The following is a 12,666-nucleotide window of genomic DNA, read 5'->3' as shown; positions in this document are numbered from 1 at the left end:
GGCGAAGCGGCCAACGCGATCGGCAACGGTGCCACCGCACTGGGCAGTGGCGCGACGGCGGTCGCCGCCAATGCCGCTGCCGTGGGCTTCAACGCGGTGGCGACGGGTGAGGATGGCGTGGCCATCGGCAACAGCGCCAGCAGTACCGCTGGCGGCGCGATCGCCCTCGGTGCGCAGAGCAGCAGCGCCGGGCCGGCCAGCGTCGCCCTGGGCGCGCAGTCGGAAGCGGAGGGCATCGGTGCCGTTGCGGTAGGTGGCATCGCCCAGGCCAGCGGCCTGGCCGCTACCGCCGTCGGCTACGGGGCCACGGCCGACGGTCGCGAAGCGACTGCGGTCGGCAACTTCGCCTATGCCAATGGCTGGCAGTCCACAGCCTACGGTGCGGGTGCCACGTCCAGCTTCTTCGGCACGGCCCTGGGCAGTGGCGCGCAGGCGGCCGACGTCGCCACGGCGGTCGGCCAGGGCACCACCGCGCAGATCGCCGGTGCGGGTTTCGGCGTACAGGCACGCGCCGGTGAGTACGGTACCGCGCTCGGCAACAACGCGGCCACCGGCCTCAATGGCGTGGCGGTGGGCTTCAACGCACTGGCCGGGCAGGATGCCAACAGCGTCGGCAGCGGTCAGCACACTACCGCCATCGGCAGCGAGGCGTGGGCGACCGAGGACGGGGCCACCGTGGTCGGCTACAACAGTTACGCGCAGGCAACCAATGCCACGGTGCTGGGCAGCAACACCTGGACGACCAAGGCCGCCGACAACAGCGTCGCGCTGGGTGCCGGATCGCTGGCGGATCGTGCCAACGCGGTATCGGTCGGTGCGGCGCAGGACTGGGTTGATGCGGCGGGCGTTACCCACAGCGCGATCAACCGCCAGGTCACCAATGTCGCGGCCGGTACCCAGGCGACCGATGCGGTGAACAAGGGCCAGCTGGATGTGGTGGCGGCCACCGCCGATGCCACCGGCCGCCACTTCCGTGCGACCGGTACCGGGACCGCCAGCGCCACGGGCAGCAACGCGGTCGCCGTCGGTTCCGGTGCCAGTGCCAGCGGCAACCGCAGCAATGCGCTGGGCAGCAGTGCCAGCGCCATCGGCAATGCGGCGCTGGCCGTCGGCGCCAACGCCGGCGCGACCGGTGCGAACTCGGTGGCGCTGGGCAGTGGCGCGCGCGCGCTGGACGCCAATGTGGTGTCCGTCGGCGGTGGCAACGGTACCGATGGTCCGGCGACGCGCCGCATCGTCAACGTCGCCGACGGTCGCATCGCCGCAGGCAGCAGCGACGCGGTCACCGGTTCGCAGCTCAACGTCACCAACCAGCGCGTCGGTGCGGTGGAAACCCGGGTCGGCGATTTCGATTCGCGTATCGCGACCGTGGAAACGTCCACTGCCAATGCGGTCGGTTATGACGACGCCAGCCGCGACCGGCTGACCCTGGCCGGCATCGAGGGCACCACGATCGACAATGTCGGCGCCGGCAGCATCGCGGCAGGCAGTCGCCAGGCGATCAATGGCGGCCAGCTGTTCCAGTCGCTCAGCGATGCCGCCAGCTTCCTCGGCGGTGGCGCCAGTGTCGGCATGCAGGGTGTGTTCGTCGCGCCGAACTACGTGATCCAGGGTGCCAGCTACAGCAATGTCGGCGATGCGCTCGGCGCACTGGACCGCAAGGTCAGCGAGATCGACCAGCGCACCGGGGGGGCGAACCGCTCCCGCACCGCCAGCCTGCGTTCGACCAGCACGCCGCTGGAGGGGGGCGCCGGCAGCCTGGCCGCGGAGACGGTCAGCGCCGATGCTGTCCCCACCGTGGCCACTGCCAGCACTGCCCGGGTGCAGGGCGCGCCGACCGCCGCCGCAGCGGGCTCGGGCATCCCGGTCGCCACACCGGCAGCGGGTTTCAACGCGGTCACCGTGGGAGAGGGCGCCGTTGCCAGCGGCGCGTCGTCCACGGCCATCGGCCAGGGGGCCAGTGCGACGGCCGCCAACGCCGTGGCGCTGGGCCAGGGCTCGGTTGCCGATCGTGCCAACACCGTCTCTGTCGGCAGCGAAGGCAACGAGCGCCAGGTCACCAATGTCGCGGCCGGCAGCGCTGCCACCGACGCGGTCAACAAGGGTCAGCTGGACCGTGGTGTCGCCACGGCCAACAGCTACACCGATGGCCAGGTGAAGGCCGTGACCGACAGCTTCGATGTGTTCAAGGGCGAAGTCGATGGCCGCCTGCGTCATATGGACCGTCGCATCGATCGTCAGGGCGCGATGAGCGCGGCGATGCTCAACATGGCCACCAGCGCCGCCGGCATCCGTACCCAGAACCGGGTCGGCGTCGGTGTCGGCTTCCAGGGTGGCGAGTCGGCGTTGTCGCTGGGTTACCAGCGTGCAATCAGCGACCGCGCCACGGTCACCTTCGGCGGAGCCTTCAGCAGCGACGACAGCTCGGTCGGCGTTGGTGCCGGCTTCGGCTGGTAAGCCACTCCATCGCGCCGGCGGCCACCCACGCCGGCGCCACACCCGCAACGAGGGCCTGGGGGGAGGTCACGGCAATCCCGGCTGGGCCGGCCGGGAGTCGTCAAGGAATGATGGCCGCAGTGTTGGTTCGATCCATGACCCAGAAGAGGAATTTCGACGTGATCAAGAAGCAGAACCTTCGCATCAACGTGCTTGCCGCCGCCGTGCTGTCGATGACCGCGGTAGGTGCCGTCCATGCCGCCGGGTTGCCGACGCAGGAACCGGCACGCCAGGCGCGCACCGCACAGCCGGGCACCGACCGCATCATCGTCAAGTACCGCGCCGGCACGGCCGCTGCGCTGGATCGTTCGGCCAAGCTGTCCACGGTGCAGTCGGCGCTGACCCGCGCCAGCCTGTCCGGCGGCACTGTGCGCGCCAGTACCCTGGGCCCGCAGGTCGTGCGCAAGCTCGGCGTCGGCGCCGATGTGATCCGCCTGCAGGGCCGTCTGGCCCCGGCTGAACTGCAGCGCGTGCTGAAGGAGCTGAAGGCTGATCCGGCGGTGCAGTACGCCGAGGCCGACGTGAAGCTGCGCCGCAGCGAACTGCGTGCGGGCGATGTGCAGCCGGCGCTGGTGCCGAACGACCAGTACTACCAGCAGTACCAGTGGCACCTGCACAACGCGACCGGCGGCATCAACGCGCCGGCAGCCTGGGATGTTTCGCAGGGCGAGGGCGTGGTGGTGGCGGTGCTCGACACCGGCATCCTGCCGCAGCACCCGGATCTGGTCGGCAACCTGCTGGAAGGCTACGACTTCATCAGCGATGCCGAGACCTCGCGCCGCCCCACCAATGACCGGGTACCGGGTGCGCTGGACTATGGCGACTGGGTCGAGAACGACAACGAGTGCTACACCGGCTCGCTGGCCGATGACAGCTCCTGGCACGGCACGCACGTTGCCGGCACCGTGGCCGAGCAGACCAACAACGGCGTCGGCATGGCCGGTGTCGCGCACAAGGCCAAGGTGCTGCCGGTCCGCGTGCTCGGCAAGTGCGGTGGCTACCTTTCCGATATCGCCGATGCCATTACCTGGGCCTCCGGCGGCACCGTGGCCGGCATTCCGGCCAATGCCAACCCGGCCGAGATCATCAACATGAGCCTGGGCGGCAGCGGCAGCTGCGACGGCACCTACCAGGATGCGATCAATGGCGCGATCTCGCGCGGCACCACGGTCGTGGTGGCCGCCGGCAACGAGACGGACAACGCGTCCAATTACCGCCCTGCCAGCTGCGATGGCGTGGTGACGGTGGGAGCCACCCGTATCACTGGCGGCATCACCTACTACTCCAACTACGGCACCCGCGTCGATCTTTCCGGCCCTGGTGGTGGCGGCAGCGTGGACGGCAATCCGGGTGGCTATGTCTGGCAGGCCGGTTCCGACGCGGCCACTACGCCGGACTCGGGCAGCTATACCTACATGGGCAAGGGCGGAACCTCGATGGCCTCGCCGCACGTCGCGGCGGTGGCGGCACTGGTGCAGAGCGCGTTGATCGCCGATGGCAAGGAGCCGCTGGCTCCGGCAGCCATGCGTACCCTGCTCAAGGAAACCGCACGCCCGTTCCCGGTGGCCATCCCGTCGGCGACCCCGATCGGTACCGGCATCGTCGACGCCAAGGCCGCACTGGCCAAGGCGCTGGAGGAGCCGTGCACCGAGGACTGTGGCCCGGTAGCCACGCCGCTGACCAACAAGGTCGCTGTCGGCGGCCTGTCCGGTGCGACCGGCGGCAGTGCCCTGTACAGCTTCGAAGCGGTGGCGGGCAAATCGCTGAGCGTGATCACCTACGGTGGTAGTGGCAACGTGTCGGTGTACCTGGCCCAGGGCCGCGAGCCCAGCGCGAGCGACAACGACGCCAAGTCCACGCGTGCGGGCAACGCCGAAACCGTGCGCGTCAACAAGCCGGTGGCCGGCACGTACTACGTCAAGGTGGTGGGTGAAGCCGCCTACAGCGGGGTGACCATCCTCGCCACGCAGTAATGCCATCACACTGTCGTAGATGAACTGGCGACGCCCGTCACCCCGTGGTGGCGGGCGTTGTCATTTTTCGAAAGGCGGCGCGATGGCGGCGGAAACCACGGCTTAACTGCTAAAGTCGGGCCGATCGACAGGAGAGTCACGTGAACGCGCTCGCTGCAACCACTGCCGACGACGCCGAGAGCCGCATCCTGGATGCGCTGCTGGCGCGTGGGCGGCTCAAGGAAGGAGACCTGGCCCGGGCGCGGCCGCTGCATGCCGAGGCCGGCGGCAGCCTGCTCGGCCTGCTGGTGCGCCTGGGGCTGGTGTCCGAGCGGGACCAGGCGCAGGCCAGCGCGGATGTGCTGGGCCTGCCACTGCTGGAAGGCAAGCAGGTGCCCGAGACGCCGCCGCAGTCCCTCGCCGAAGGCCTGCCGCTGTCACTGCGCTTCCTCAAGCAGTTCCACGTCTGTCCGCTGGCGCTGGATGAACACGGCGTACGGCTGTGGTTGGCCGATGCCCACGATGTCTACCCGCAGCAGGCCGTGCAGCTGGCACTGGGCGTGCCGGTCACGCCGGTGCTGGGCATGCGTGCGGAGATCGACGATCTGGTCGAGCGCTGGTTCGGCCAGGGCCGCAGCGCGATGGGGGCGATCGTGGAAACCGCTGATGGTGAAGGCGGCGCGGTGGACGACATCGAGCATCTGCGTGACCTGGCCTCGGAAGCGCCGGTGATCCGCCTGGTCAACCTGGTGATCCAGCGCGCGGTGGAACTGCGTGCCTCGGACATCCATGTCGAGCCCTTCGAAAGCCGGCTGAAGGTCCGTTACCGCGTCGATGGCGTGCTGGTGGAGGGCGAGAGCCCGCCCGCCAACCTGACCGCCGCGGTCATCAGCCGCATCAAGATCATGGCCCGGCTCAACATCGCCGAGCGCCGCCTGCCGCAGGACGGCCGCATCATGCTGCGCGTGCAGGGCAAGGAGCTGGACCTTCGCGTCAGCACGGTACCGACCGCACACGGCGAGAGCGTGGTGATGCGCCTGCTTGACCGCGAAACCGTGGTGTTCGATTTCCATCGGCTTGGCTTCACCGATGCATTCCTGCCGCAGTTCCGCAAGGTCCTGGAGCAGCCGCACGGCATCCTGCTGGTGACCGGCCCGACCGGTTCGGGCAAGACCACGACGCTGTACACCGCGTTGAGCCAGCTCAATACCGCCGACGTCAAGATCATCACGGTCGAAGACCCGGTCGAGTACCAGATCGAAGGCATCAACCAGATCCAGGCCAAGCCGCAGATCGGCCTGGACTTCGCCAATGCGCTGCGCAGCATCGTGCGCCAGGATCCGGACATCATCATGATCGGCGAAATGCGCGATCTGGAGACCGCGCGCATCGCGATCCAGTCGGCGCTGACCGGCCATCTGGTGCTGTCCACCCTGCACACCAACAATGCCGCCGGTGGCATCACCCGGCTGCTCGACATGGGTGTGGAGGACTATCTGCTGACCTCCACCATCAACGGCATCCTCGCGCAGCGTCTGGTGCGCCGTCTGGAACCGACCCACGCCGAGCGCTACCCGGCGTCACCGGAAGAGATCGATCGTTTCGAGCTGCGCCGCCTGCAGCCGGAGGGGACGATTCACCTGTACCGGCCGCGTCCCTCGGCACTGGCACCGACCGGCTACCTGGGCCGCACCACCATCATGGAATTCCTGGTGATGAACGACGCGCTGCGGCGCGCGGTGATGCGCCGCGATGGCATGGGCGAGCTGGAGCGCATCGCGCGCGAAGGCGGCATGCGCACCATGTACGAGGATGGCCTGGCCAAGGCCCTTGCCGGGCAGACGACCATCGAGGAAGTCCTGCGTGTGACGGAGGAGAGCTGATGCGCGCCGGAGCCCGGGGCTGACATGCCTAACTACCGCTACAAGGCCCTCAATCCGCATGGCGAGATCTTCGACGGGCAGATGGAAGCGGCCAGCGAGGCCGACCTGATCGCGCGCCTGCAGGACCAGGGGCATCTGCCGATGGAAACCCAGCTGGCCGATGCGGGGTCCATCGGCGGGGGCAGCTGGCGCAACCTGTTCCACCAGCGCCCGCTGCAGGGCCCGGCGCTGCTGCAGTTCACCCAGCAGCTGGCGACCCTGCTCGGTGCCGGCCAACCGCTGGATCGCGCGCTGTCGATCCTGCTGGGCCTGCCCGAGGACGAGCGCTCGCGTCGTGCGATCACCGACATCCGCGACGTGGTGCGCGGTGGTGCGCCGCTGTCGACCGCGCTGGAGCGCCAGCATGGCCTGTTCTCGCGCCTGTACGTGAACATGGTGCGTGCCGGCGAGGCCGGCGGCAGCCTGCATGAGACCCTGCAGCGGCTGGCCGATTACCTTGAGCGCGCGCGTGCGCTGCAGGGCAAGGTGATCAATGCGCTGGTCTACCCGGCCATCCTGCTGGTGGTGGTGGGCGGCGCGCTGCTGTTCCTGCTGGGTTACGTCGTGCCGCAGTTCGCGCAGATGTACGAGAGCCTGGACGTGGCGCTGCCGTGGTTCACCAATGCCGTGCTGCAGCTGGGCCTGTTCGTGCGCGACTGGTGGATCCTGCTGCTGGTGGTACCGGGCGTGCTGGCCCTGCTGTTCGAGCGCAAGCTGCGGCAGCCGGCCTTCCGCCTGGCCCTCGACGGCTGGCTGCTGCAACGGCGTAGCATCGGCCGCCTGCTCGGCGAGCTGGAAACCGCACGGCTGGCGCGCACGCTGGGGACGCTGCTGCGTAACGGTGTGCCGCTGCTGGGTGCGCTGGGCATCGCCCGCAACGTACTGGGCAATCGCGCGCTGGCAGCCGACGTGGATACCGCCGCCGACGAGGTCAAGAACGGTGCGGGCCTGTCGCTGGCACTGTCGCGCGGCAAGCGCTTTCCGCGGCTTGCCCTGCAGATGATCCAGGTCGGCGAGGAATCCGGCGCGCTGGATACCATGCTGCTGAAGGCCGCGGATACCTTCGAGCAGGACAGCGCCCGGCGCATCGATCGCCTGCTGGCGGCGATGGTCCCGGCGATCACCCTTGTGCTGGCTTCGGTGGTCGGTGCGGTCATCGTCGCCGTGCTGGTCCCGCTGTACGACCTGACCAATGCCATCGGTTGACGATGGACTCTTCCGCACTTCGACCCAACGCAACCGAAAGGACCGATCATGATCGCTAACCGTCGACCCATCCGCCTGTCCTTCACCGCCGCGCGGCACCAGTCGGGCATGAGCCTGCTGGAGATCATCATCGTCATCGTGTTGATCGGCGCGGTGCTGACCCTGGTGGCCAGCCGCGTGCTGGGCGGTGCCGACCGGGGCAAGGCCAACATTGCCAAGGCGCAGGTGCAGACCGTGGCATCCAAGATCGACAACTACCAGATCGATACCGGCAAGCTGCCGGGCGCGCTCACCGATCTGGTGACCGCACCGGCCGGCGTTGGCGGTTGGCTCGGCCCGTACGCCAAGCCGGCCGACCTCAACGATCCGTGGGGGCACGCGCTGGAGTACCGCGCACCCGGCGAAGGCCAGCCGTATGAGCTGATCAGCCTGGGCAAGGACGGCAAGGCCGGTGGCAGCAGCGTCGATGCCGACATCCGCTACCAGCCGTAAGCACGCATGATGTATTTCCTGCCGCGCCGGTTGCCCCGACCGCGCCTGCACGGCAGGCGCCCGGCGGGGCTGTCGCTGCTGGAGATGCTGCTGGTGATCGCGCTGATCGCGGCCATCGGCCTGATCACCGCGGCGGGACTGTCGCGTGGCTTCGCCGGCATGCAGCTGCGCAGCGCCGGCAAGGACATCGCCAACCAGCTGCGCATGGTGCGTGCACAGGCGATCGCGCGCGGCGAACCGCAGCGGTTCGTGATCGAGCCGGCACGGCATCGCTGGCAGGGGGCGAACCAGCGCCAGGGTGAACTGCCGGCACAGTTGACGGTGCGTTTCGAAGGTGCGGCGCAGCTGGCCACTGCATCCGGGCAGGGCGTGATCGAGTTCCATCCCGATGGCGGTTCCAGTGGCGGTCGCATCCGCCTGCAGCGTGATGCCGCTGAATGGCGCATCGATGTCGGCTGGTTGACCGGTGAAGTCCGCTCCGGCCCATGGCAGGCGCAGTGATGCGGCGGGCGCGCGGTTTCACGCTGCTGGAGGTGATCGTGGCCTTCGCTCTGCTCGGGCTGGCGCTGACCCTGCTGTTGGGCAGCCTGTCCGGCGGTGCCAGGCAGGTGCGCGAGGCCGAACTGCGCACGCGCGCCGTCCTGCATGCGCAATCGCTGCTGGCTGCGGCGGGCGTGGATGCGCCGCTGCAGGTGGGGCAGCAGCAGGGCGACTGGGAAAACGGGCGCTATCGCTGGGAGCTGCAGGTGCAGCCCTGGACCGAGCCACGCGCCGGCAACGCCGCGGCCACGCAGTCGCCGGGTGCCCCGTGGCTGGCCGAACTGCAGTTGCAGGTGCGGTGGGGCGATGGCGAGCGCGAACAGCTGCGCTGGCGCAGCCTGCGCCTGCTGCCGCCGGACCTGGAGCGCGCGCGATGAAGCGGAGCGCTGCGGGATTCACTCTGGTTGAGGTGATGCTGGCGACCGTGCTGCTTGCCGGTGGCCTGGCGCTGGCGTTCGCCAGCGTGCGCTCGGCGATGGCGGTCAGCCAGCGGGGTGAACAGATCGCCGCCGAAAGCGAGCGGATGCGCGCGGTGCAGGCCCTGCTGCGGCGACAGCTGGCCGGGGCGATGCGCAGCCCGCTGGAAGTGCCAGACCCGACCCGCGAGCCGGTGTTCTTCCTGGGCGAAGAGCAACGGATGCTGTTCGTCGCCGATCTGCCAAGCTACCTCGGACGCGGCGGGCCCTATCTGCATGCGCTGCAGGTGGACGGCAAGGCCGGGCAGCAGCGTCTGCTGCTGGACTTGGTCCTGCTGCAGGAGGGCGAGCGCATCGCCGAAACGCCACCACGCCCGCCCGAGGTGCTGGTGGATGGCCTGCAAGCGGTGGAGATGCGCTATCGCGGCATCGATGCCGGCAGCGGGCAGATGACCGAGTGGCTGCCGCGCTGGGAAGACACCCGTCGCCTGCCTCTGCTGGTGGAACTGCGGATCGTGCCGGTCCGTGGTGCCGCATGGCCGCCCCTGGTGGTGGCCCCCCGCCTGGGCGGCGGTGGAGGGGGGCGTTGATGCGGTCGCGCGGGGCCGCACTGGTGCTGGTGCTGTGGTTGATCGCGCTGATGACCGCACTGGTCGGCGCGTTCGCGCTCAGCGCCCGCGTCGAGCATCTGCAGGAGCGCGTGCTCGACGACGATGCACGTGGCCAGGAGCGTGCTCGTGCGGGACTTGAGTACGCACTGATGCGGCTGTCACCGGATCCGCTGCGCGCGCCGTGGCAGGCCGATGGTCGCACCTATCGCTGGCAGTTCGACGGTGCCCGCATCGAGATCCAGGTGCTGGACGAGAACGGCAAGATCAACCTGAACCTGGCCGACGTGGCGCTGCTGACCGCATTTCTGCAGGCACTTGGCGAACCGGTGGACAACGCGCGCCAGCTGGCAGGCGCGATCGTCGACTGGCGTGACGAGGACAGCCTGCTGCAGCCCGGCGGCGGTGCCGAGGCACAGGATTACGCTGCGGCCGGGCTGCCGTATGGGCCCCGCAACAAGCGCTTCGAGACGCTCGGCGAGCTGCAGCGGGTGCTGGGCATGAACGGGCCGCTGTACCGGAAGATGCTGCCGCACCTGACCCTCTACAGCCGCCAGGCACGACCGGATCCGCGATTCGCCAGCGCTCCCGTGCTGACCGCGCTGGGCCTGGATGCCGACCTCGTGCTGGCGCAGCGTAACCCGCCGGAGCGTGACGGCGATCCGGCGGATGGATCTTCAGCGCTTGCCAGCAGCAGCGGCACCTATAGTATCGAGTCCCGTGTCATCGACGGCAGTGGACGCAGGTCGGTGTTGCAGGCAGTGGTTCGCAATGGCTCCGGGGGGATTCCCGGGCGGTCCTACACAGTGCTTCGCTGGGAGCAGGGAATGACGGCAAGATGACGGCTTGGCAGGACAGTCTGCGGCAGGTGCAGGGCCAGATCGGTCCTGGCGCCGGCCGTTTCCTGCGCTGGTGGCGGCACTCGTTGCTGGCGTGGGTGCCGGCGCGCTGGCAATGGGCGCTGGGCTGGGCCCAGGCACGGTTGCTGCTGCAGCGCGAGGGTGACCAGCTGCAGGTCTGGCGCGAAGCGGGCGAGCGCCGCGAGGCGGTGGTCACCCTGCCGTGGCCCTCGTCTCCGGCCGCACTGGATCGCGTGCTGGAGCCGCGCCTGCGCAGCCTGCCGCGATTCTGGCTGCTGCCGGTGGAACGGGTCCTGCGTCGCACCCTGCGGCTGCCGGCGGCGGCCGGCGACCGGCTGCACGCGGTGGTCGGTTATGAGATCGACCGGCAGACCCCGTTCGAGGCCAGCCAGGTCAGCTATGACGTGCGTGAACTGGGCGCGGCAGGGGAAGGCCAGCTGCAGGTCGAACTGGTGGCCTGGCCGCTGCGCCAGATGGAGGCCTGGCGTGCCAGCGTGGGCGAGTGGGGCGACGCCCTGGCCGGCGTCGACGCGATCGATGCGCAGGCTGGCACGCTGCAGGTCAACCTGTTGCCGAGCGCCCAGCGCCAGTCGCGGCCCGATCCGATGCGGCGCTGGAACCTGCTGCTGGCCCTGGCCGCGCTGGTGATGCTGGTACTGGCTGGACTGCAGCTGCTGGACAACCGCCGCGCCGCCGCCGACACACTACGTGCGGACGTCGAACGCAGCGCGCGCAGCGCCCGGGGTGTCGCCAGTGAACGCGCCCAGCTGCAGGCACTGATCGACGGCGCGGCCTTCCTGGAGTCGCAGCGCCGCCAGCATGCCGGCACGGTGGAAATCTGGAACGAGCTGACCCGCCGTCTGCCCGAAGGCACCTATCTGGAGAAGCTGGCCATCGAGAACAACGGCCTGCAGCTGATCGGGCTCAGCCGCGAAGCCTCGCAGCTGGTGCAGCTGCTGCAGGATGCTCCGCAATGGCGCAAGGTCAACCTGACCGGTGTGCTGCAGGCGGACGGCGCCGGCAGCGGCCGGGACCGCTTCACCATGACTGCCGAACTTCAGCCGTTGCCCGCGGCGGCACCGGCAACGCCGACAGCAGCGACTCCGGAGGCGGCCGATGCCAAGCGCACGCCGTGACCGCTGGCTGGCGCTGGCGCTGCTGCTGGCGGTGCTGGGCCTGGCTTACCTGTTGCTGGTGCACCCTTGGTTCACCCAGCCGCTGCGCGAGATCGATGCCGATGTCGCGGCCCTGCGCGAGCGCCAGCAGCGCGTGCAGGCGCAGCTGCAGCAGCAGCCCCAGATCGAACAGCGGCTGCGCGCCACCCGTGAAGCCTTGCAACGGCAACCCGGCTTCCTGCAGGAGGCCACTGCCGAAGCCGCGGCCGCCGCGCTCGGCGCGCGCCTGCAGGATGCGGTGGCCACTGCAAGCCCCGGCAACCGCAGCTGCACCATCAGCAACCGCACGCCGCTGACCGACAATCGCCGTGATGCCGAGTTCGTCCGTGTCGCCATGCAGGTACGCCTGCGCTGCGGCGTGGCGGAACTGGCGACCGTGCTGCACAGCCTGGAAACCGGCAGCCCGCGGTTGTTCGTGGACAACCTCAATCTCATCGCGCAGCGCTTCCAGCAGTCGCCGAACGAATCCGGGCTGGGCCTGGACGTCTCCTTCGAACTGGCCGGCTACCTGTTGCCCGGTGCCGCCAGTGGCGCTGCGGCAGTACCTCCCGCAGCGGAGCCCGCCGCGGCCGCCCCGGCCCCGGTCGAGCCGCCGCCACCGGCGGCCGCCGAGGGAGAGGAGGTCGCCGATGAAACGTGAGCCCCTCAGCCTGCGCACCGCTTTCCTGCTGGCCCTGGCCGGCTGGTCCGCGGCGGTATGGCTGGCCACCGGTTTCGGACTGGGCAGTCGCCTGCCGGCCGGCGGGGCCGACGCCGACCCCGCAGCAGCACTGCCGGTGCTGCCGGCGTTCGCTCCGGAACGGATGGCCAGTGCGGACAGCTACAGCGCCATCGCCGCGCGTCCGCTGTTCGCCGAAGACCGCAGGCCGCGCCCTTACCTGCTGGGCGGCAGTGAACCCAGCGCCAGTGCCGCATTGCGCCTGACCGGTGTGCTGCTCACGGACGACTTCGGCCTGGCCACGTTCAGTACGGAGCAGAACCGCTCGCTGCGCCTGCGCC

General features: G+C 69.7%; 11 protein-coding genes and 1 pseudogene. All 12 read left to right on the top strand.

What is annotated here, in order from left to right:
* The coding region (locus tag QMZ25_RS13825) for a YadA-like family protein (RefSeq protein ID WP_283219800.1) at positions 1-2,457 on the top strand (2,457 nt) is incomplete at its 5' end.
* A gap of 158 nt (positions 2,458-2,615) precedes the next feature.
* Positions 2,616-4,469, top strand: coding sequence for a S8 family peptidase (locus tag QMZ25_RS13820; protein WP_283219801.1), 1,854 nt, complete (start codon positions 2,616-2,618; stop codon positions 4,467-4,469).
* A 140-nt stretch (positions 4,470-4,609) separates the two neighbouring features.
* Positions 4,610-6,331: a type II secretion system ATPase GspE gene (gene gspE, locus QMZ25_RS13815; RefSeq protein WP_053520021.1), complete on the top strand. Its 1,722-nt coding sequence runs from the start codon at positions 4,610-4,612 to the stop codon at positions 6,329-6,331.
* A gap of 24 nt (positions 6,332-6,355) precedes the next feature.
* Positions 6,356-7,576 carry a type II secretion system F family protein gene (locus QMZ25_RS13810; RefSeq protein ID WP_065175845.1) on the top strand — a complete coding sequence of 407 codons (1,221 nt, stop codon included), beginning with the start codon at positions 6,356-6,358 and terminating at the stop codon, positions 7,574-7,576.
* A 48-nt stretch (positions 7,577-7,624) separates the two neighbouring features.
* Complete coding sequence (gene gspG / locus QMZ25_RS13805; protein ID WP_053520019.1) at positions 7,625-8,068, top strand: type II secretion system major pseudopilin GspG; 444 nt, start codon at positions 7,625-7,627, stop codon at positions 8,066-8,068.
* A gap of 6 nt (positions 8,069-8,074) precedes the next feature.
* The gene (locus QMZ25_RS13800; RefSeq protein WP_180876941.1) at positions 8,075-8,569 is read left to right on the top strand and encodes a GspH/FimT family pseudopilin; all 495 of its coding nucleotides are present in this window, start codon (positions 8,075-8,077) and stop codon (positions 8,567-8,569) included.
* On the top strand, positions 8,569-8,985 hold the full coding sequence (locus tag QMZ25_RS13795; protein ID WP_053520017.1) for a prepilin-type N-terminal cleavage/methylation domain-containing protein: 417 nt from the start codon (positions 8,569-8,571) through the stop codon (positions 8,983-8,985). Before QMZ25_RS13800 ends, QMZ25_RS13795 begins: the two co-directional genes overlap by 1 nt.
* Entirely contained in the window at positions 8,982-9,614 is a 633-nt protein-coding gene (locus tag QMZ25_RS13790) for a type II secretion system protein J (protein ID WP_283219799.1), read from the top strand. The genes QMZ25_RS13795 and QMZ25_RS13790 overlap by 4 nt, the downstream gene beginning before the upstream one ends.
* Positions 9,611-10,474, top strand: a complete 864-nt coding sequence (locus QMZ25_RS13785; protein WP_128989082.1) for a general secretion pathway protein GspK — start codon at positions 9,611-9,613, stop codon at positions 10,472-10,474. The genes QMZ25_RS13790 and QMZ25_RS13785 overlap by 4 nt, the downstream gene beginning before the upstream one ends.
* Positions 10,471-11,628 carry a PilN domain-containing protein gene (locus QMZ25_RS13780; protein WP_164151715.1) on the top strand — a complete coding sequence of 386 codons (1,158 nt, stop codon included), beginning with the start codon at positions 10,471-10,473 and terminating at the stop codon, positions 11,626-11,628. Before QMZ25_RS13785 ends, QMZ25_RS13780 begins: the two co-directional genes overlap by 4 nt.
* Positions 11,609-12,307 carry a type II secretion system protein GspM gene (gene gspM, locus QMZ25_RS13775; protein WP_164151713.1) on the top strand — a complete coding sequence of 233 codons (699 nt, stop codon included), beginning with the start codon at positions 11,609-11,611 and terminating at the stop codon, positions 12,305-12,307. The genes QMZ25_RS13780 and gspM overlap by 20 nt, the downstream gene beginning before the upstream one ends.
* Positions 12,297-12,666, top strand: a pseudogene (locus tag QMZ25_RS13770) (hypothetical protein); the annotation flags it as partial. The gene gspM and the pseudogene QMZ25_RS13770, both read left to right, overlap by 11 nt.

This window comes from Stenotrophomonas sp. RS-48 (assembly GCF_030053245.1).
Classification (GTDB): domain Bacteria; phylum Pseudomonadota; class Gammaproteobacteria; order Xanthomonadales; family Xanthomonadaceae; genus Stenotrophomonas; species Stenotrophomonas maltophilia_P.
This window is presented reverse-complemented; position numbering and strand designations above follow the sequence as displayed.

Coding starts and splice junctions, on each gene's coding strand:
- QMZ25_RS13810 (WP_065175845.1), top strand. CDS start 6,356: ATGCCTAACTACCGCTACAAGGCCCTCAATCCGCATGGCGAGATCTTC.
- gspG (WP_053520019.1), top strand. CDS start 7,625: ATGATCGCTAACCGTCGACCCATCCGCCTGTCCTTCACCGCCGCGCGG.
- QMZ25_RS13800 (WP_180876941.1), top strand. CDS start 8,075: ATGATGTATTTCCTGCCGCGCCGGTTGCCCCGACCGCGCCTGCACGGC.
- QMZ25_RS13795 (WP_053520017.1), top strand. CDS start 8,569: ATGCGGCGGGCGCGCGGTTTCACGCTGCTGGAGGTGATCGTGGCCTTC.
- QMZ25_RS13790 (WP_283219799.1), top strand. CDS start 8,982: ATGAAGCGGAGCGCTGCGGGATTCACTCTGGTTGAGGTGATGCTGGCG.
- QMZ25_RS13780 (WP_164151715.1), top strand. CDS start 10,471: ATGACGGCTTGGCAGGACAGTCTGCGGCAGGTGCAGGGCCAGATCGGT.
- gspM (WP_164151713.1), top strand. CDS start 11,609: ATGCCAAGCGCACGCCGTGACCGCTGGCTGGCGCTGGCGCTGCTGCTG.